Origin of the sequence: Maribacter sp. HTCC2170, from assembly GCF_000153165.2 — a bacterium.
Taxonomy (GTDB): domain Bacteria; phylum Bacteroidota; class Bacteroidia; order Flavobacteriales; family Flavobacteriaceae; genus Maribacter_A.
The window spans coordinates 1,289,940-1,311,212 of sequence record NC_014472.1 but is presented as its reverse complement, the minus strand read 5'-3'; the positions used below and the strand labels follow the sequence as shown (position 1 = coordinate 1,311,212).

Sequence of the window (21,273 nt, the reverse complement as noted above, 5' to 3'; positions counted from 1 at the left end):
AATTCTCTTTGCTAGAATGGCTGTTATTGTTTAAGTTTAGATATTAATTATATCTGTGCTATGCAATTAAAAACTCTAGTAATCTCCGCATTTATTTTATGTTTCGTTTTTATAGGAAATACCCAGGAAAAGAAGTTATTTTCTTATTTGGATCTTTATGATTTACAATATGCATCAGATCCTCAAATTTCTCCGAATGGTGATTGGATTGTATATCGAAGAATGAGGATGGATGTAATGAAAGACAGAGCCGTTGGCAATCTTTGGATGCTGAAGGGTGATGGTTCCCAACATCAAAAACTTACTTCACGGGAAAGCGGTGAATCAAGCCCTAAATGGTCTCCTTCAGGGGATAGATTGGCCTTTGTAAGTGATACGGATGAGGAATCTGAAATCTATATATACTGGGTGAATTCTGGTAAAATTGCCAAAATATCGCAGTTGCCATTTAGTCCGAGCTCATTGGTTTGGTCACCTAAAGGTAATCAATTGGCATTTACGATGAATAAGGAAAAGAAACCCCCGGTTATCGCAAAAATGCCAAAAAAACCAAAGGGTGCAAAGTGGGCAGATTCTCCGAGGGTCACAGATAGGCTCTATCATGAGGCTGATGGCAGAGGTTATATAAAACCTGGATTCACACATATTTTTGTAGTTCCGGCATTGGGAGGAGCACCTCGTCAGATAACTTCTGGGGACCATCACCATAGGGGAAGTCTTAGTTGGTCACCAGGCGGTGACAAAATCTATTTCTCGGCCAATCGGAATGAAGATTGGGAGTACAATTTTAGGAATAGTGAAGTTTATGAGGTAGGGGTCCAAAGCGAAGAGATAAAGGCCTTGACCGATCGAAAAGGCCCGGACAGTAACCCCAAAGTGTCTCCAAATGGCAAATACATTGCATATATAGGTTATGATGACAAGGTGCAGACTTACCAAGTTCGTAAACTACATCTTATGAATGCAGATGGTAGTGATAAAAAAGCAATTTCCGAAAACCTTGATAGAAGTATTTCCAATATTGTTTGGGATGATAAAAGTGAGGGACTTTATTTTTCTTATGATGATAAAGGAAATGGTAAAATTGGGTATATAACCATAAAGGGAAAGGTATCAAAGATTGCTGATAATATGGGCGGAACGACCATAGGCCGCCCTTATTCCAGTGGCGGTTTTAGCGTTTCTAAAAACGGAGTTGTAGTAATGACAAAGTCAAGACCTGAACATCCTGCTGAATTGGCAATAGTAGACCAAAAAAGAAAAACTGTAGTTAATATCACCAATTTGAACAATGGTTTATTAAGCCATAGAAATTTGGGTAAGGTTGAAGAAATTTGGTACAAATCATCTGTAGATCAAAGAAATATACAGGGGTGGTTGGTTTATCCGCCTGAATATGATTCAACTAAAAAGTATCCTTTCATGATTGAAAATCATGGAGGTCCTATTTTGAATTATGGTGATCGCTTTTCCGTAGAAATGCAATTGTACGCTGCTGCTGGGTATATTGTTTTCTATCCAAATCCTAGAGGGAGTACTAGTTATGGTGAGGAGTTTGGAAACCTTCTTTTCAATAACTATCCAGGGGATGATTACAACGATGTTATGGATGGTGTTGATTATTGTATCGCCAAACGCATTGCGCATGAGGATCAATTATTCGTTACAGGAGGTAGTGCTGGTGGAATAATGACCGCATGGATAATTGGAAAAAACAACAGGTTTGAGGCTGCAGTTGTTGCAAAACCTGTGATGAATTGGATCAGTAAAACACTGGTGGCCGACAATTACTTTGGGTATGCGAACTCACGTTACCCAGGACAGCCATGGGAAAATTTTGAAGGGTATTGGAAATTTTCGCCACTTTCTCTCGTTGGTAATATTGAGACCCCTACTATGGTTATGGTGGGCATGAATGATTTAAGAACACCTCCAAGTGAAGCAAAACAGTTGTATCATGCACTAAAATTGAGGAAGAAAGAAACCGTTTTTATTGAGATTCCTGGAGCTAGTCACGGTATCGCGAATAGACCAAGTAATCTAATAACCAAAATCGCCCATACTTTGGCTTGGTTTGATAAATATAAAGAGGAAGAAAAAAATTAAATGGCAAAAAAAAGACATGGTTTTTGGAATGTGGTAATTGTGTTAACGGTTGTCATTTGTTTAACTGCTTTTACCATACATTATAAAAATTGGACGAAGATAGAACAGGATGAGGTCAAAATACTTTCAGGATTTTATTATAAGAAATTGAATTTTTCGGAAATTGATAGTGTTATAATGATAGAAAAGATTCCTCCTATGGAAAGACTCAATGGATTTTCGGCATTACAAAAAGAAAAAGGACTTTTTCGAGAATTCAAAGATTCACTTACAGATAAGAAGATTCATGTGTATGTAGATAACCTAGAAAATAAAAAAATAAAGGTAGTTTATAATGATTCTGCCAAACTCTACCTGAATTATGCTGATAGTCTAAAAACTCAAAAACTCTTCACTTTTTTAAAAGGAAAAATTCAGAATATTAATTGAAACTAGGTAAAAGGTGAGTTTGGTTATCTTAGCCCAAAAATTTGAAGTATGGTTCTTTTAGCTCAGGTAATAGGTGCGTTGTTTGGTTTGCTGGCAATAGTATTTGGTGCTTTTGGTGCGCACCTCTTGAAAAAAACATTGAACAGTGATCAATTGAAAAGCTTTGAAACAGGGGTCAAATACCAAATGTACCACGCTATTTTGTTGTTGGTTCTTAGTTTTAATTTAAATCTGGACACTTCATTGGAACAATATATGATCTATTGTTTCATGTTTGGGATCTTTTTGTTTTCATTCAGTATTTACGCCTTGGTCATTGGGAAAACCAAAGGAAAGAATATGAGGTTCTTAGGGCCTATAACGCCGATTGGTGGTCTGCTTTTAGTGATTGGTTGGGGACTTTTACTCTACTCTTTCATCAAGAGTTTTGTATGAACTCCTATTTAGCTATTTCATCTTCTGAAGTGAATTCCCTTATAGCCTGATTAGGCTCAATGATAGAATACCCCTTCCAGAACTCCGGATTGTAATTAGGCATATATGTTGGTAGTATCGTGTTATTTTCTGTAAATGAATCATAGGTTGTTTGTGAGACAGTTTCACTATCAAATACTATTAGTTCATGTTTGTTCACACCTGTTGTCGCCATATCCAATTTAACATACAGTTCATTCTGCTTATTTCTGCCCTTTACATGTTTGTTTTTTTCAATAATTTTTAGTGGTCTTCTTATTCCAAATCTACTCCCATCTTCCTGTTCCAAATAACGAAGATCATACTTGTCATTGACTGATTTGTCGAAGATCATTTTGCCCTTTCCTAAATAATTGTTCATTGAAATTCCCAGAAGATTAAATTTTTTCAATGGCTTTGTGTTTTCATAATCCAACCTTAGAATGGCAAAATTTTCCGAATTAATATAGAGACTACCTTTATAATCAGCGGATCCTTTAGGTTCAAAATCTAAAATATAAACAGCATCTTCTCCTATATAGGTAAAGTCTTTGATGGTAAAATTATATTTTCTTGATTTTTTAAGAATATCCAAATTTGAATCCTCCATAAAGAATAGATGTTGCATCATTCCCACAATAGTTCGTTTTCTATATTTGGCAAAATTGGTCTTACGTTCTTCCTCCTGCTTTTTCTTTTCTTCCAGTTCTTTTTTAAGAGCTACGGCATCGGTTGAGTCAATCTCGGACGCAAAAATTTCATCAAAGTCTTCTCCCTTTACTTTTGTGCCAAAAAGACCAGATTTGATTTTGAAATAGGAGTCTCGTTTAATGTTTGATTTTATGATTTCATTGAATTTTTCCTCAAGCTTTGTGTAATCAAGCTCTTTACTTTTGTCATAAAGTTCAGAGGCTTTAATGAGGTCCATTTTTTGATTGCCCTCATCAAGATTTCCATAGAGGTCACATAGAACCTCTGTATAATAGCTGGATTGCTTTGGAAGGGTTCCAAGTACGCTGTCCAAGAAAGTTTTATTAAGCTCCTTAATGGTTGATTTCATGAAAGTATAATCGGTCTTACTAAAATTCTGAAAATATGAATCCCTAAAAAATAGTCTTTTTTTGCTTAAATCCTTATTGTAGTTTTTATCCAAATTGTCTTTTACAAATGCAATGATTTCTTTGGCGGAATAATTTTTATTGGTGACAATGACGGGATTAAGCTCAATAGCTTTTGGAGCAAGGTAAATTACACTTTCTGTAAATTCACTAAGTGGTTTACCAATTGATGCGTAACCAATACAAGAGATAAAAAGCGAATCTATCTCAGCAACATTTTGGTCCAATAGAAAGTTGAACCTGCCCTCTTCATTGGTTATCACTCCTTTTTTCTTCAACTGAACCGTAACATACGGAATAGGCTTTTGAGTTGTGGAGTCCAAAATTCTTGAACTAAGGCTTTGACTCTGAACAGTGCTAAAAACAACAGAGATTAAAGCGGCGATGAACCACAGGATAATTTTGCTCATGATTGATTATTGATTAGTTGTTGACAAACTAAAGCATAGTAAAAATCAAGTGTGTCATATTTTAATTTTCTTTATGACAGATTTATCTTTTTTTTAAGAGTATGCTCAAAGTATGTAGACGATATAAACTGTGATTCGTTACATCATTTAAAAACGAAAAGTACTTTATTTAAAACCTGGAAAGTTAGTGGCAACCACAATCTTCTTGCCCACAGATTTTTTTGGATTCTTTTTTGGTAGAAAAAAGTGATTTTGGCAAAAAGAATTTCTTGAGAATAAAACCAAATGCCATGAATACAATAAGGTAAACCAAGATTTCTTGAAGAGTGGCCATATTATTTTAGGATTTGATAAGCTATCAATGCAACAATATAGGCAAAAAGACTCATAAAAACCAGTTGTGAAGCCGGCCATTTCCATGAGTTTGTTTCTCGTTTTACAATGGCCAATGTACTCATACACTGCATTGCAAAAGCATAAAAAAGCAATAAAGATATACCAGAGGCTAAATTAAAAAGCGGCTTTTTGTTGTCTTGGTTGACCTCTGCCGCCATTCGATGTTTAATGGTGTCTTCCTCGTCACTACCAACACTATAAATTGTTGCCAACGTACTAACAAAAACTTCTCTGGCTGCAAATGACGTAATCAGGGCAATGCCTATTTTCCAGTCATACCCTAAAGGTTTAACCAATGGCTCAATAGCCTTTCCCATATTGCCTATATAAGAGTTTTCGAGTTTGTAACTTGCTATTTCTTGATTCTTTGCTTTTTTAAATAATTCATTCCTGAATTTACCTATTGAGTCTGCTACTTGTGTAGCGTTAATGTCATAAGCTTGATTGGCAATACTGTCGTTCAATGCATTTTGGTAAGCTATTAATTCAGCTTCTATTCCATTTTGATTGTATGACGAAAATCCTTCGTTATTAATTTTGTCTTCAATAATCGATTCTGCGTTTTTATAATTGTCAGTGATGCCGTTAGAACCCAAAAACCACAAAACAATTGAAATGGCCAATATTATCTTACCAGCGCCAAAAACAAAACTTTTTGTTTTTTCCCAAACTGTATAGGCCACATTTTTAAGAAGAGGAAGTTTGTAACTTGGCATTTCTACTACAAAAAAAGTACGGCTTTTTATTTTTAGAACTTTGTTTAAAACCATGGCCGAGATAATCGCGGCACCAAACCCAATTAAATATAAAAGCATTAGTGTTAAAGCTTGGAAACTAAGGCCTAAAAAGCGACCCTCAGGAATTACCAATGCAATTATAATAAGGTACACAGGTAACCTTGCGGAGCAAGTAGTAAAGGGGGTTACCAAAATAGTAATAAGGCGTTCTTTCCAATTTTCAATGGTTCGGGTTGCCATGACTGCCGGTATTGCGCAGGCCGTTCCCGAAATTAGGGGCACCACGCTCTTGCCACTCAGTCCAAAAGGGCGCATAATACGATCCATTAAAAAGACCACTCTACTCATATAACCCGACTCTTCCAATAATGAAATGAACAAGAACAAGAATGCTATTTGGGGTATAAAGATTACGATACCGCCTATTCCGGAAAGAATTCCCTCGGCAATTAAGTTGGTTAACATCCCGGCTGGCAAAGAGTTTTTGACCCATTCACTGGCTGAGGCAAATGACTCGTCAATGAAATCCATTGGATAGCTGCTCCAGTCATAAATTGCTTGAAAAATCGTCAGTAGTATGACGAAAAAAATAAGATATCCAAAAACCTTATGTGTCAATATTTTATCAAGAGTTGCCTTTATGCCTTTGGCCGCGTTAGCATCAACTTTATAAGTGTTTTTTAAGGCAGAACTAATAAATTGATACCTTAAAATGGTCTCTTTGTGCTGTAACTTTTTTAGTTCAGATTTTGACTTGGTCTCGAATGAAGTATGTTCTTTGATCAAGTTCTTTTCGATGGGCATAAAGTTCACATCCTGGGTTATTACCAGCCAAAGCTTATATAGGTCTTCTTTGGGGAATGTGGTTTTTAGCCGTTCAAAGTATTCTGGGGCTATTTTTGTTGTGTCTACAACTGATGTTGCTGAAAGGTTTTTATAGTTTGCGATTAATTCTTTTAACTTGTCTATTCCTGAATTTTTTCGGGTACTTACTAAAGCAACTTTGGTATCGAGTTTTTTTTCAAGCTTTTCAATATCCACTGTAATACCCTTTCGAGACATACGGTCTGCCATGTTGATAACAAGAATAGTGGGTATTTGTAGGTCTTTTATTTGGGTGAATAATAGAAGGTTTCGTTTTAGGTTTTCAACATCGGAAATTACAATAGCAACATCAGGGTGGTCCTTGTCATTTTTGTTCAGCAAAAGTTCTACCGCCACACTTTCATCAAGAGAAGTTGTATTGAGACTATAAGTACCTGGCAAATCCAATATGTGTGCTTTTACCCCTCTAGGTAATTTGCAAATCCCCTCTTTTTTCTCAACAGTGATTCCCGGATAGTTACCTACTTTTTGATTAAGCCCCGTAAGTTGATTAAAAACAGAAGTTTTGCCCGTATTTGGGTTGCCAATGAGTGCAACATTTATTTGTTTGCTCATGGTCTAATCGTGGGTTATGATTTCCAATTCAATTTGAATTGCGACTGACCTTCTAATGGCTATATGCGAGCCATTGACATTAATGTAGATGGGATCTTTGAAAGGTGCAACTTGAACCAATTCTACCTCATTCCCCGGCAGACAACCCAATTCTAGAAGTTTTATGGGCAGAATATCTTCAGCAAATTCCTTGATTATTCCTCGTTCCCCACGTTTGAGGTCTGCAACCGTTACTATCAATTTTTATTTAGATTGATTATAAGTAAGGACAAAAATAAAGTAAAAAAGTGAAATAGGAATGCAAAACCTGTCTAAATATGAGAAGAATTTATTGTGAATATGAGGCTTTAAGAATATCGAGGTCTTCCATCAACTTCTCAACATCTTCGCTTTTGGTCCCATCATAAAACCCTCTTATTCTTCTTTCTTTATCAATAAGCATAAAATTTTCGGTATGGATCATATCGTAAGGTCCACCATCGCCGTCAGATTTGACAGCCAAATACGATTTTCGAGCAAGTTCGTAAATTTGTTTTTTATCACCGGTGACCAAATTCCATTTAGCATCTATAACTCCCTTTTCAAGGGCATATTTTTTCAACTGGGCAACCGAGTCAATAATGGGTGTTACCGAGTGTGATAGTAGTAAAACCTCATCATCTTCTATGATTTGCTCTTGAATTTTGACCATGTTCTTGGTCATTATTGGGCATATGGTTGGGCATGTGGTGAAGAAAAAATCGGCAATGTATATTTTATCCTTATAATCATTTTGGGTTATCGTATTGCCATTTTGGTTGACAAGAGAAAAATCACTTATGGTATGGTACTTTTTTACGTGCTGTAGTGTGCTGTCCACAAGTTCGGCATTCACCATTGAAGGTTGATAAATTGTCAATGTCTTCTTAGGTTGTAGCGCATTATAGAAAAGATACATTATAATAATCGATAGTATCGAGAATACAATAAAGAACAATTTATATTTGGCAAAAAATGAGCCCATAAACTTTTTTGTAAAGGTACGGCAGACTTTTTCAGCTTTCAAATAATATACAAGGCCTAGCTGCTAAAATATTCTTAAAAAGAAAACGGTCCTTATAGTTTCTTTTTGTAAGACCTTGTAAAAGTGTACTTTTGTTCGTTCAATTTTAGAAAATATAAATGAGTCCTATACTTATACAGGTCATACAATTCTTTTTAAGTCTTTCTCTCTTGATTGTGCTTCACGAATTGGGGCATTTTATTCCTGCGAAATTATTCAAAACAAGGGTAGAAAAATTCTATCTGTTCTTTGATATCAAGTTTTCACTTTTCAAAAAGAAAATAGGTGAGACAGTTTATGGTATTGGTTGGTTACCATTGGGAGGCTACGTTAAGATAGCCGGTATGATTGATGAGAGTATGGATACCGAGGCTATGAAAGAAGAGCCAAAAGAATGGGAGTTTAGAAGTAAACCGGCTTGGCAACGATTGATTATTATGTTGGGTGGTGTTACTGTCAATTTTGTACTAGCTGTTATAATCTATGTTGGACTGGCTTTTGCCTATGGCGATGAATATGTGTCTGCTGATAGTTTAAAGGACGGATTTTGGGTAACTGAAAAGACCCTTGGTGATAAACTTGGTGTACAAACAGGAGACCAGATTTTGGCTGTTGACGGCAATAAGATCAAAGAATTTAGAAATACTTTGCCTGAAATCGTTTATGGGGAGACCATGACGATTGTTAGGGACGGTAGGACGTTTGATCAACAAATACCTGTTGATTTTATATCTACCCTTTCAGAGGATAAAGAAAAAGTAAGATTTATAAACCTTAGGGTTCCTTTTATAATTAAAGAAGTATCCAAAGGCTCAATCAACACAGGTATTGATTTTCAGAAATTCGATGAAGTTGTAAAAATCAATGATGTAGATGTCGCTTACCTTGATGAGGTAAAACCTATTTTAGAAGAGAATAAAGGAAAAGAAATTACAGTTACAGTTAAAAGACTTGCTGGTAACTTAGAAACAATAACTGCGAAGGTTAGTGATGAGGGGGCTTTAGGAATTGCTTTGGGGGCATTGACAATGAAGGAAATTGCAGAAAGAGGATATTTTGATATTGAGACCAAGAAGTATTCCTTTATGGAGTCTATTCCTGCTGGTATAGATAAGGGTGTAACCACCTTGAACAATTATATCAAGGGGATGAAAAAGATTTTCAATCCTGATACTGGAGCCTATAAAGAGGTAGGTGGTTTTGCTGCGATTGGAGGGTTGTTCCCTGAAAAGTGGGATTGGCCGGTATTCTGGAATACCACGGCATTTATATCCATTATTCTTGCTTTTATGAATATTCTACCCATACCTGCATTAGATGGTGGTCATGTTGCATTTTTGCTATATGAAATGGTTACAGGAAGAAAACCAAGCGACAAATTTTTAGAGACAGCCCAGATGATTGGCTTCTTCATTTTAATTGCATTATTGCTTTTTGCAAACGGTAATGATTTGTATAAATGGTTATTTAAATAGAGAAAGCATTTTTTTGTTGGGCGTATTTGAAAAAACATTTATATTTGCACCCGCTTTAGGTAATTAAAGCGGCATAAATTCCTCCTTAGCTCAGTTGGTTAGAGCATCTGACTGTTAATCAGAGGGTCCTTGGTTCGAGTCCAAGAGGGGGAGCAAAGTTTTAATTAAGGTCATACTTTTGAAGTATGACCTTTTTTTATAAATTTATATTCGTTAGAAAGTAGAAATACGTATATGAAGAAGATGATCCTTGTTTTAATTTCGTTTCTGTTTATCTCTTGTGGGACAATAAAAACATCTCAAAAAAAATCCAATAGTAGATCTAAAGAGCATATCTTACCTCCCAATACAGCCTCAAATAAGTACTCCAAAATAAGACAAGACCATTAACTATAGTAGAGTTTGCTGCGGAAAATGAAAGCCTTGCAGGCATTTCATAGCTGATAAATATAACGTATTTGGTTCGAATACCAGTGATGCCTTTTGGATTGCGAGCCTCAAGTCAATAAAAACAAATGTGCGGTGTTCCAAGGTCAAAATGGTATAATACCGAACAACTTTTCTAAGGTGTAGGTGAGCAGTTTTTGGTAAATCATTTGGGATCTTTAGGTTCCATAATTATATATTTAATTTCGACTAGTCTTGTTTTTCACTGTAATAAGTAGAGCTACAAAAATTAAACTTAAAATCACCAATAACCCAGCAACCATAAGAAACATTTGTTTTTGATCAAAAATATCTAGCAAGGGAAGTAACAATAATGGTGACAAAAATTGACCCATAAACCAGAATGTTGTAAGTCTACCTATTTCTCTTCCTCTAATTTCAATAGGGGCTAATTGCATCACCCAAACATTGGCATTTGGAATCATAACGCCCATACCTAGGCCTCCCAATAACATAGCCAATAGTACCATTGAATAACTATTGCTATAAGCTAAGACTAGAAAGGCTAAGGCCATGATAAAATAGCCAATGACAAACACTTGTTTAAAGTTCAATGACTTACTGATTTTGCCGTATGTTATTGCAGACACAGCAGAGAAAAAAGTACTTGAAGCAATAGCAATACCTATTAAACCATTTGACTCAACCCCAATAGCTTTGAGATGAAAAGGAATTTGAATCGGGATTATGAAAAACAAAATCCACATCAGCATAACATTAACGAAAACAAACCAGATAATATTCGGCGATTTGGTTTCTTTGGTCTTATTGATCTGTTCATCACGCTTTGGTTCCTTCAAATACTTATAGGCAACTGGCAATATAAGCAAGGAAAATGCATATAATAAAAAGGGTACACGCCAACTAACATCGGCCAGGAAGCCACCAAGGGTTATAAATACAATACCTCCCAATGACATAACCGCTATTTGCAAACCGGCAAATTGCTGTCTGGCTTGCCCTTTGTAGTAATCGGCAACTAAGGTGGTTACTATGGTCATGGATATACCAACACAGATTCCTAACAAGGCTCTTCCCACTAATATTAGGTATAGATTATCCAGCCAATATCCAGACGTACCACCAACAGCATATAAAAAAAGTGCCGCACCCAATAGTTTCAGCCTTCCCACCTTATCAATCACTATACCTGCGATAATGGCACTTAATGCAATAAAAAGACCAGGAAATGACAAGGTGAATTTCACCAATTTGTCGCTATTATCAAGATATTTAAAATGATCTGTCATATCGGGTAAAGACGCCGATATCGTTATCATTGACATTATTGTTAAACTACTCACTAACAATAATGCCAATTTTACTTGCTTACTTTCTGGGTTCATAGTTTTAATTGTAATCTGAATTAAACCATCTCTCCCTTCATAAGCTTAGGCAGCATTTTTTTGAAATTCTCTTTTTTATTTAAATGGGGTAGGGGTTCTGCGGGTTCTGGCACTCCTAAAAACTTACAAAGTGGCCCCCAACCATCTCGCACATCGTAAATCAATAATTTATCCTCTGGAACAGAGGCCTTTACATTGGAAATATGATCTTCCCAGAATTTTTTTGCAAAATCAATATCTCCAAACCGGCCTTGCAATCGCTCAGCGAAAAAGACTTTTTTAAACCATTTAATGCACTGGACCACCTTTCGCGCCCTTGAGCTGAATAGTAATTTCCCTATCATTTTTATTTTCTCAAAAGGCGTTTGTGGCCCTGCTCTAAAAACTGTGCTGTCAACACTTTTATACCAGCTTTCAAAATCCCGTATCGTCATTATAACTTTTGCATCCGGGTATTTTTTCATGTGTTCTTTGTACCAGGGATATGCAGGAAAATCCACTGTTCCATCAAAACCTTCGTATAATGCATCCCAATCGGTATCTCCCGTTTCGTCAAGCGTTTTCCATAAATGAAGTTTTTCCGGATTCACCAGTAATTCTTTCATATGGTACACATGTTTGTGACCTAATTGTTCTAAACTTTGCTTTAAGGTATTTGTGCCTGTTCTCGGTAATCCGGCACCTATAATTTTTATAGACATTTTATTTTAGTTTAATAAATTTTTCATTTTATTGAATCATGCCCGCAGCTACAGTTTCGTTTGTTGCATCATCAATCAATATAATACTACCTGTAGTTCTATTTGCTCTATATGAATCGAACATTAAAGGTTTGGTGGTTCTAATTTTTACTTTGCAAATATCATTCATACAAAGTGTTGTATTATCAGTGTTTCTTTTTAAAGTATTAATATCAATTTTATACATAAACTCCTTAATAATTGCTTTTTGTTCATTAGAGGTGTGCATAATGGTGTATTTGGTTCTTGGTTTCGCAGGTGCCTTATTTAACCAACAGAGCATAACAATTAGGTCCTGGGATGTTTGGGGTAAATTTGTGGTACGTGCGATCATATCCCCTCTACTAATATCAATGTCATCTTTAAGGGTGATTGATATTGACATTGGTGCATAGGCTTCTTCTAATTGACCATCAAGTGTATCGATGGTATTTATTTTAGAGGTAAGTCCCGAAGGCATAACAGTTACTTTATCGCCAATTCTAAAAACCCCACTAGATACCCTACCAGCATATCCCCTATAGTCTCTAAATCCTTCTCTTTGTGGTCTCAATACTGTTTGAACAGGAAATCGGGCATCTATTTTGTTAATATCACTACTAATATGCAAGGTCTCTAAGGTATGTAATAAAGGTGCCTCTTGGCACCAATCCATGTTCTTGGATCTATTTACCACATTATCTCCCAACAGAGCACTCAATGGAATAAAGCGAATATCTTTAATCACGAATTTTGAAGAAAACTCTTCAAATTGCTTGATGACATCATTATATATATCTTCATTATAATCTACCAAGTCCATTTTGTTTACACATACAATAATATGTGGTATTTGCAATAATGAGGCAATAAATGCATGTCGTTTGGTCTGCTCAATTACACCATGCCTGGCGTCAACTAAAATAATAGCCGCGTTTGCAGTTGAAGCTCCCGTAACCATATTTCTAGTATATTGAATGTGACCTGGAGTATCGGCAATAATAAATTTTCGTTTTGGTGTTGTAAAATATCTATAGGCAACATCAATTGTAATCCCTTGTTCCCGTTCGTCTCGTAAACCATCTGTAAACAGGGCAAGGTCAATTCCGTCATGACCTTTTCTTTTACTTGTATTTTCGATGGCTAGTAGTTGATCTTCAAAAATAGATTTAGAATCGTACAATAATCGTCCTATAAGGGTGCTTTTTCCGTCGTCAACACTACCGGCCGTTGTAAAACGTAATAATTGATTATTGTCTATTTTCATTTAACCTATGTTTTGTTAAACCTATTTTAATGAAATGTAAATGTTTGTATTATTCTAAAAATAGCCCTGTCGTTTTCTATCTTCCATAGCGGTTTCTGACCTTTTATCATCTGATCTGTTGCCCCTTTCGGTATACCGCATTGTCGCAACCTCATCAACAATTTTTTCCAACGTATCCGCACCTGACTCAATTCCTCCAGTTATTGTTATGTCCCCTAAAGTTCTGAATCTTATTTTCTTTGATTGGACCTTCTCATTTTCACCAAGGACAAGAAATTCGGAGAATGGAATCCAAGAATCATTTCGCCAAATCACTTTTCTATTGTGGGCATAATATAAGGAGGGAATTTTAATCTTTTCTTTTTTAATATAATTCCAAACATCCATTTCTGTCCAATTACTTATTGGGAAAGCTCTGAAATGCTCCCCTTCAAAACACTTGCCATTAAAAATATTCCATAATTCCGGGCGTTGATTTTTTGGATCCCATTGACCAAATTCATCACGATGCGAAAAAAAACGTTCTTTTGCCCTCGCCTTTTCTTCATCTCTTCGTCCACCACCAATAGCACAATCAATTTTATGTTCCTCTATTGTATCCAATAATGTGGTTATTTGAAGTGCGTTTCTTGTGGCATTCTTTCCTCTTTCTTCTGCCACACGACCTTGGTCTATAGAATTCTGTACTGAAGCTATCAGTAATTTAATGCCCAATTCCTTGGATAAATCATTCCTAAAATTAATGGTCTCAGGAAAGTTATGTCCTGTGTCGACATGCAACAATGGAAAGGGAATTTTAGAAGGGTAGAAGGCTTTCTTTGCCAAATGTGTAACAAGTATGGAGTCTTTTCCTCCAGAAAACAATATAACTGGATTTTGAAATTGGACATAAACCTCCCGTAGAACATAAATAGCCTCTGATTCCAATTCATCTAGATAATTTAAGTAGTACTTCTTCATCTTTTGAATTGTAATTTATCTTTTATTTTGGAGTAAATAATATCTACCGATTCCTCAACGGAATTAAATTGTGTCAATTTAACATCTGGATTCTCTGGAGGTTCATATGGAGCTGAAATGCCTGTCATATTTTTTATTTCGCCTGCTCTTGCCTTCTTGTACAATCCTTTTACATCCCTTCTTTCACACTCTTCAAGGTCTGTACTCATATAAACTTCTATAAAATTTTCAGGACCGACGATATTCCTAATATTATTTCTGTCTTTTTTATAGGGTGATATAAATGCAGCTAAAACAACTAGTCCTGCCTCTACAAAAAGATTGGCTATCTCGCCGATACGTCTGTTGTTTTCGGAGCGATCTTCTGGGGAAAACCCCAAATTTTTATTGATACCTTGACGAATATTATCGCCATCAAGTACAAATGTTTTAATGCCCTCATTGTGTAATTTTTCTTCCATTGCACATGATATGGTCGTCTTACCAGAACCGGACAAACCTGTAAAGAAAACAAGAAAGGAGTTGTGCCCATTACGCAGCCTTCTGTCTTCACGAGTGATTTTAAATTCTTGTTGAATTATATTTTTTACCATTTTTTATCCTTATATCGTCTTTTAGTACAAAAGGCCTACAACCTGATTTGGCCAAATGTCGCTTATGAAAAGTCTTAAGCATTATTTTTTTACGATGAAGTGACTGTTTAATAAATCTTTCTTGTTGTATGCTAATTCTTTATTTGTTTCTTTAGAAATCACAGTAAGTCCTACAGCACTGCAGATGGCATGACCGGCAGCTGTATCCCATTCCATTGTTGGAGCAAGCCTTGGATAAATATCAGCTTTACCCTCTGCTACAAGGCAAAATTTTAAAGAACTTCCTTTCGAAACAATATCTATTCCTCTATATTCATTTTTTAACTCTTCGATAAACTTAAGAGTGTCTTTGTTCATATGCGAACGGCTTCCCACGACCTTTATCATTTCTTTATCATCTTCTATTGGAGTAATTAGATCATTATCATTAAAATATGATCCATCAGTTTCATGGGCATTGTTTAACAATGTTTTGTATGCTTTACCTTTGGAAACATCCGCATAATAGAGTTCCCTGGTAACAGGTACATAAATAACCCCCATTTTTGGTATGCCATTTTCGACTAATGCAATGTTTACTGTAAACTCTCCATTTCTTTTGATGAATTCCTTAGTTCCATCCAAAGGGTCAACTATCCAACAAGTTTTCCAATCTTTCCTTATGTCAAATTCCAGGTTCCTAATTTCTTCACTGATTATGTGAAACCCAGTGGGCTTCAAATAACTATTGATAATGTCACTAGAGGCTATATCGGCTTCTGTAAGAGGTGATTTATCTTCCTTGATGCTGATTTCAAATTCATTCTCGTAAATTTTTAGAATTTCTTTGCCCGCTTCAACTGCACTTTTTAATGCAATTCTGAGATAATTATTCATATACAGATTTGAGTTTTTATTATTAGGTATAATAATGATAAGACTTTCTTTCCATATTTTCTTTAAAGCCGTGCCAAACGCTATATATAGGATAGGGTTCCCGTACTTATTCTAGCACAATTACAAAAATTGGTGGGAAGGGTCTGCCAATTAAAATCATATTTCAAAAGGTTATTTCCTAAGTTTATAATATATAGAGTTTGACCATCATTTGTGTTAGTAAAAGCTTAGCCTTAATACTTTAGCTCCAACCTTTCAGACCTATATAATATATCCGTTTGCCCCCAATTACCTGTTTGCCCATGATTTCCAGGTTCATTACTGGTTTCATTCTTAAAATAAAGCGAAGCTTCAAAAACTTCTTCCCCGCTCTCGTAATCGACCTCAACTATTTTACCATGAAGACTAGCTCCATTCTTCAGATATCCAGAAGTAACTAATATATTATTAGGTCCAGACAGATAATCCACATCACCAATAATACTAGAGAAAAATTCCTGGCCTCTTTCTTTGCCATATTGCCAAACCTGCTCAACAGTTTTGTTTTTCTCATTTATTTTATACTCAACAGCACGTGAATAATGAATATTATTTTCATAGTTCCTATATGTCCCATTATCAAATACCAAAAGATTGCCATTCGGAATTATATCCGGAGCATGCATACCCCAAGGAAATTCAAAATTGTCATTGCTTTCAGCTCCCTCCTGAAAAGCATATGGATAGGGTTTTCCTACAGAATCAACCGCTGTTAATAAAAAAGGGGTTGTTTTGAAACCTTTTCCGTCTCTACCAGATTTGCCCCAACCTTTTTTTGGAGCCATTATCCATTGTAGTGAATCCGACAAAGAAATTTTGATTAACCCCTGATTTTTACCAGATACTATTACAGAATTATCTCTTTTATCAAACGCCAGTCCATTCATGTGTAGCCAATCTCCGGGTCTGAAAAAATTTAATTCATTTCTACTTACATCTAAGTGTTTGGCTAAATCCCATACTCTAAGAATTTTAGAGTTTTTGCGGTCAAATACCATCATAAAATCACTATCAGATTTAACTTTTTTATCATCCAAGGTGATGGATTGTCCCCTTACACCAACACAGATCAGTAAATTACCGTCAGGAAGTTCAACCACATCATGGTGCATACCATAATTTGGATTTATTTTAGTTTCTTTTAATAGTTTGCCCAACATATCGAATTCATAAATGATATGCCTGCTCACCATTAAAATTGTTCCATCCTTAAGACGTTGAAACGGGCTAACCATTTTACCAGCAAAACTTAAGTCTAAATACCACCTGATTTGACCCTGGTCATCAAAAAAAAGTGGCCCCGATTTAAATTTCCCATTGTTGGCAAAATGAATGTCGCAAGCATGTATACCAGCTGCCATTTTATTCCGATTTACCTTATTTATGGTTATTTCAGGAAAATAACTGGGCGTATTTTCAGTTTTTATTTCAACGGTATCTATAACTTGTCCCTTTTCATGATCCAGCGTAACAACAACCTTATTTAATGTATTTGCATATAGCCCTACTACCGGAATCTCCATACCGGTGGAATTATAATTAAAAGTTTGTTCAATAGGAGTCTCACCCAAAACTTTAATGGTAGCATTGCAAGGTTTGTCTGTTTCAATTTTTATTACAGCTGTTAATGGTGAAATTTTATATGGGTTTAAAGTCGTTTCCATGACGTATTCAAAATCAGAAGCACAACTACTAAAAAGAAGTGCTGCTAGAGCCACTATATTAATCGAACGAAGAGTTACTTTTAATGCCATTTTATTTTTTTTTAAAAATAAAGGTTTACATCTGATTTTACCGAACTTTTTTCTCTAAAGTCAATAGAAAGCAGAAATACGACATTCCGGGGTCAAACTAGGTATAATACCGAATATTATACACTAAAGATCTTATTCTAATTATCTTTGAAAAGTTAGTGTGGAATCAGTATATTGCCCTAAGTATAGAGTAATTACCCTACAATAGCATAGTAAAAAGGAACTCATTTGATGTAAAAAATGAGATTCATTTTCAAAAAAAAGACCTAAATACTCTTAAAGAAAATCCTAATGTCAAAAAATGAGAAAGCTGTAATTAATTTACACGACGATCAGAAAACTGAATCGAAGATTGAAGCAATTAAGAATTTAATATTTGGTGAGAATATAAAAGAATATAATTCTGAGTTTGAGTCGCTTAAAAAAGAAATTCTTGAGAAGAAGAAAGTATTGGAAGATTTAATTGAGGATGTTGGAGCAGACTTGAGAAAATCCATAGACGATGTCTCAACTGATGTACATATTAGAATAACAGACCTAGAAAAAAGTTTGGAGTCCAAAATTGATGATTTGGATGATAAGAGTGTGGGCAAAGAGGTTCTAGGTAAACTTCTAATTGAGCTTGGTGAAAAGGTTAGTAGCAAATAACAGTTCCCTCCAGATAATATAGATGAGCGAAAAAGATAGGTTAGAAATCCTAAAAGACATCTTGTTCACCGATGATCGGGAAGATATTGATAGAATTTCCGATCGTATTGAGTTGCTTGAACAAGCTTATAACGACCGGGAGAAATTCTCATCTCGTGTAGATCCCATAGTTGAGGATCAATTGAATGAATTCACAAAACAAATACCACATACCTTAGGTCCAACAATAACAGCTACATTAAAAAAAGAAATACAAAACCATAAAGATGAAGTTGTGGATGCGCTATATCCGGTGCTTGGTAAAATGGTTAAAAAATATGTAGCCCAAGAAATCAAGGTCCTTTCAGAGAAGATAGACAATCAGTTGAGCTTCATAACTACTTGGAAACGAAGAATCAGAGCATTTTTCGGAGGCAGTAAAGAAAAAGAACTTTTGTTGAATGACCTTGCTTCGGAAAAAATAGAGCAGGTAATGCTAATTGAAAGAGGTTCAGGGTTGTTAAAGGCCAGTTTTTCGAGGACTAAAACAATTGATGAGGATTTGGTCTCCGGTATGTTGACAGCGATAAAAACCTTTGTTGAAGATGCGTTCAATCAAAAAAATCAAGATTTGGAATTGATTGAATATGAATTATACAATATTCACATTCAAAGTTTTGTAAACTACTATGTTGCGGTTGTCGTATCGGGTAATTATGGGTTAAGGACTAAAAACAGAATTCAGGACATTATTTTTAATTTCTACAGGAATTTTATGGAAATGAACTTGGATTTGATCTACACAAGCCGTCATTTGGAAAAACCAGTTGATATTATGAGCACAGAGCTTATAGAAAAAAAGCTTAAAGAATACTTTGGAAATGCAAAGGTCTAAGAAGATTGTTATACTTGGTCATTTCGGCGTTGGCAAAACTTCTTTGATCAGAAGATTTGTCAAAGACAGTTTCTCCGATAAATACAAGGTTACTATAGGGGTTCATATCACCAAGAAAGTCGTTGAAGTCAATGAAGATGAAGCTATTTCTCTTATAATTTGGGATTTAGAAGGTACTGATGAGGTTAGAATGATTCGCGATTCGTATTTATTGGGAACACACGGGGTTGTATTTGTTTTTGATGTTAGTAGACCATCTACTTTTCAGAACATAAACGAAGATTTAAAAATTGTTGCTGAAAAAACGCCGAATACTCCGTTAATGGTAGTTGGTAACAAAACAGATTTGATAATTCTGAACGAATTGCAAGTTTTGTTGAATGAGAATAGCATACAAACGAATTTTTTAACCAGTGCAAAAACCGGTGATTCGGTCAATGAAATGTTCACACAATTAGCAGCTCTTTTACATGACAAGTCTTGAAGATTATAAAGAGCAATATGTTAATCAGAGTATTCAATTTGTTGTAATTGATTTTGATGGTGTTATTGTTGAAAGCGACCAGACTTTCATGCACCTTGATTCTGGAGGTTTTATCTACGACATACATCCATTCTTTATTTCTTATACATCAGTTCTTGATTCCCCGGACGATACCATTACCTATAATTGTGTTCATATTGATTTTAACGAAAAAGAGTTAATAACCGATGTAAAAATGATTAAGAAGAATAGTCATATTCTTCTTGTTATTTATGACCTTACGGACCATTATCTCTCATATCAAGCTATAGCACAGGCCAGAAATGAATCCATCATAAATTCGGAATTGATGGTACTTAAGAATATTGAGCTCGAAGAAAGAGAGCGGTTTAAAAATACCTTCATTCAAAATTTCAGTCATGAGTTAAGAAATCCACTAACAAGTGTCATATCAATCACCAATGTTATCGAGGGGACAGAATTAAGTAATGATCAACAAAGAATGGTAAGTTTTCTTAAAGAATCGAATGCTAACCTAAAGTTGTTGCTTAATGATATTATGAGCATTAGCATGATCTCGTCTGGAAAATTGCAACTAAGGAATAAGGAGTTTAGTCTGTATCGCCTTTTGGAGCTTGTAGAATTCACATATAAGACGAAAGCCGCCCAGAAATCTCTCAAGTTTATAATGAATCGGGGCAAGAAAGTTCCGGAATTTGTTGAAGGTGATCGGTTAAGATTGTTTCAAGTTATAACAAACCTATTGGACAATGCTCTTAAGTTCACCAACGAAGGGAATATTGGATTAACTGTAAAAGTCAACCAGAAAAGAGCTAATAAAGTAAGTTTAAGATTTGAAGTTTATGATAGCGGCATAGGTATTTCCGAAGAAAAACTTGATGCCATATTCGAAAGCTTTACAAAATTGGAAAGCGAAGGCAAGAATGAGGGCTCAGGTTTAGGGCTATCGATTGTCAAAGGTCTTGCTGAACTCATGGGTAGCAATATCAGGGTAACATCTGAATTGGGATCAGGGGCCAAGTTTTTCTTCGATTTGACTTTGAAGTTTCAGTTGGATTTAGCTTCAAAACCAGTTGTCAAAAAACCAGATGCTAGAACCAAACCTCTAAAGAAAAAATTAAATAGAAAATATAGATTACTGTTGGTTGAGGATGATGAACGCATACAAACAGTATTGTTTAAATCTTTGATGGATACGAATCTTTTTTTTATCGACCTTGTCAATGACGGAGCATTGGTATTCGAAGAGGTAATGAACAATACCTATGATATTATTTTAATGGATATTGATCTGCCAAATGTTCAAGGAGATCAAATAACTAAATTAATTAGAGAGTTCCCATTTAAAAATATAAAACACATTCCAATTATTGGTATCACAGCCAATGCCTATGAAGAGAATATCAAGGATTATTTGGCAAAAGGAATGAACACAGTTATTACCAAACCTTTTGATCTCCAAGAACTTTTGAATACCGTTCAGAAGTACCTAAAAAAGTAAAATTGCGCGGCCTGCTTCAACTATAACCCAGATTTTTATCTATGTTTTTATTTTTAAAAAGTAAGAAAAAACTTCAATTTGCGCATTTCATCGATTAATTTGTACATTTCATCGATATCAGATTTGATTGATTTGATT

General features: G+C 35.2%; 19 protein-coding genes and 1 tRNA gene. 9 read left to right on the top strand and 11 right to left on the bottom strand.

The window, feature by feature from the left end:
* Positions 1-60 precede the first annotated feature (60 nt).
* The 3 genes from FB2170_RS05900 to FB2170_RS05890 are packed head-to-tail and all read left to right on the top strand — an operon-like array spanning position 61 to position 2,970.
* Positions 61-2,106 carry a S9 family peptidase gene (locus FB2170_RS05900; protein WP_013305616.1) on the top strand — a complete coding sequence of 682 codons (2,046 nt, stop codon included), beginning with the start codon at positions 61-63 and terminating at the stop codon, positions 2,104-2,106.
* Complete coding sequence (locus FB2170_RS05895; protein ID WP_013305615.1) at positions 2,107-2,535, top strand: hypothetical protein; 429 nt, start codon at positions 2,107-2,109, stop codon at positions 2,533-2,535.
* A gap of 48 nt (positions 2,536-2,583) precedes the next feature.
* Complete coding sequence (locus tag FB2170_RS05890) at positions 2,584-2,970, top strand: DUF423 domain-containing protein (RefSeq protein ID WP_013305614.1); 387 nt, start codon at positions 2,584-2,586, stop codon at positions 2,968-2,970.
* Positions 2,971-2,974: 4 nt separating this feature from the next.
* On the opposite strand, the gene FB2170_RS05885 is transcribed toward FB2170_RS05890, so the two are convergent.
* The 4 genes from FB2170_RS05885 to FB2170_RS05870 form a co-directional block, all read right to left on the bottom strand.
* Entirely contained in the window at positions 2,975-4,516 is a 1,542-nt protein-coding gene (locus FB2170_RS05885; RefSeq protein WP_013305613.1) for a carboxypeptidase-like regulatory domain-containing protein, read from the bottom strand.
* 335 nt (positions 4,517-4,851) lie between these two features.
* Positions 4,852-7,089 carry a ferrous iron transport protein B gene (feoB, locus tag FB2170_RS05880; RefSeq protein WP_013305611.1) on the bottom strand — a complete coding sequence of 746 codons (2,238 nt, stop codon included), beginning with the start codon at positions 7,087-7,089 and terminating at the stop codon, positions 4,852-4,854.
* A gap of 3 nt (positions 7,090-7,092) precedes the next feature.
* Positions 7,093-7,329, bottom strand: coding sequence for a ferrous iron transport protein A (locus tag FB2170_RS05875; protein WP_013305610.1), 237 nt, complete (start codon positions 7,327-7,329; stop codon positions 7,093-7,095).
* An 88-nt stretch (positions 7,330-7,417) separates the two neighbouring features.
* Positions 7,418-8,092, bottom strand: a complete 675-nt coding sequence (locus tag FB2170_RS05870) for an SCO family protein (protein WP_013305609.1) — start codon at positions 8,090-8,092, stop codon at positions 7,418-7,420.
* Between the two features lie 158 nt (positions 8,093-8,250).
* Here FB2170_RS05870 and rseP point away from each other — a divergent pair, with 158 nt between their 5' ends.
* Together rseP and FB2170_RS05860 are read left to right on the top strand one after the other, a co-directional pair.
* Positions 8,251-9,606, top strand: coding sequence for an RIP metalloprotease RseP (rseP, locus tag FB2170_RS05865; RefSeq protein ID WP_013305608.1), 1,356 nt, complete (start codon positions 8,251-8,253; stop codon positions 9,604-9,606).
* Positions 9,607-9,685: 79 nt separating this feature from the next.
* Positions 9,686-9,759, top strand: a tRNA-Asn gene (locus FB2170_RS05860).
* Between the two features lie 473 nt (positions 9,760-10,232).
* Here FB2170_RS05860 and FB2170_RS05855 read toward each other — a convergent pair.
* From FB2170_RS05855 to FB2170_RS05825, 7 genes are all read right to left on the bottom strand, one after another.
* Positions 10,233-11,399, bottom strand: coding sequence for an MFS transporter (locus FB2170_RS05855; protein WP_013305607.1), 1,167 nt, complete (start codon positions 11,397-11,399; stop codon positions 10,233-10,235).
* 20 nt (positions 11,400-11,419) lie between these two features.
* Complete coding sequence (locus tag FB2170_RS05850) at positions 11,420-12,100, bottom strand: sulfotransferase family protein (protein WP_013305606.1); 681 nt, start codon at positions 12,098-12,100, stop codon at positions 11,420-11,422.
* A 28-nt stretch (positions 12,101-12,128) separates the two neighbouring features.
* The gene (locus tag FB2170_RS05845) at positions 12,129-13,385 is read right to left on the bottom strand and encodes a sulfate adenylyltransferase subunit 1 (protein WP_013305605.1); all 1,257 of its coding nucleotides are present in this window, start codon (positions 13,383-13,385) and stop codon (positions 12,129-12,131) included.
* A 54-nt stretch (positions 13,386-13,439) separates the two neighbouring features.
* On the bottom strand, positions 13,440-14,345 hold the full coding sequence (gene cysD / locus FB2170_RS05840) for a sulfate adenylyltransferase subunit CysD (protein WP_013305604.1): 906 nt from the start codon (positions 14,343-14,345) through the stop codon (positions 13,440-13,442).
* On the bottom strand, positions 14,342-14,938 hold the full coding sequence (gene cysC, locus FB2170_RS05835) for an adenylyl-sulfate kinase (RefSeq protein WP_013305603.1): 597 nt from the start codon (positions 14,936-14,938) through the stop codon (positions 14,342-14,344). Before cysC ends, cysD begins: the two co-directional genes overlap by 4 nt.
* Positions 14,939-15,019: 81 nt before the next feature.
* Complete coding sequence (gene cysQ / locus FB2170_RS05830; protein ID WP_013305602.1) at positions 15,020-15,814, bottom strand: 3'(2'),5'-bisphosphate nucleotidase CysQ; 795 nt, start codon at positions 15,812-15,814, stop codon at positions 15,020-15,022.
* A 233-nt stretch (positions 15,815-16,047) separates the two neighbouring features.
* Positions 16,048-17,607, bottom strand: a complete 1,560-nt coding sequence (locus tag FB2170_RS05825; RefSeq protein ID WP_013305601.1) for an aryl-sulfate sulfotransferase — start codon at positions 17,605-17,607, stop codon at positions 16,048-16,050.
* Between the two features lie 291 nt (positions 17,608-17,898).
* Between FB2170_RS05825 and FB2170_RS05820 the strand changes: the two genes are divergently transcribed.
* The 4 genes from FB2170_RS05820 to FB2170_RS05805 are packed head-to-tail and all read left to right on the top strand — an operon-like array spanning position 17,899 to position 21,135.
* Positions 17,899-18,255: a hypothetical protein gene (locus FB2170_RS05820; protein ID WP_013305600.1), complete on the top strand. Its 357-nt coding sequence runs from the start codon at positions 17,899-17,901 to the stop codon at positions 18,253-18,255.
* 22 nt (positions 18,256-18,277) lie between these two features.
* Positions 18,278-19,129 (top strand): hypothetical protein, encoded by an 852-nt coding sequence (locus FB2170_RS05815; protein WP_013305599.1) that lies wholly within the window; start codon positions 18,278-18,280, stop codon positions 19,127-19,129.
* Entirely contained in the window at positions 19,116-19,613 is a 498-nt protein-coding gene (locus FB2170_RS05810) for a Rab family GTPase (RefSeq protein WP_013305598.1), read from the top strand. Before FB2170_RS05815 ends, FB2170_RS05810 begins: the two co-directional genes overlap by 14 nt.
* Positions 19,600-21,135, top strand: coding sequence for a hybrid sensor histidine kinase/response regulator (locus FB2170_RS05805; RefSeq protein WP_013305597.1), 1,536 nt, complete (start codon positions 19,600-19,602; stop codon positions 21,133-21,135). Before FB2170_RS05810 ends, FB2170_RS05805 begins: the two co-directional genes overlap by 14 nt.
* Positions 21,136-21,273 lie beyond the last annotated feature (138 nt).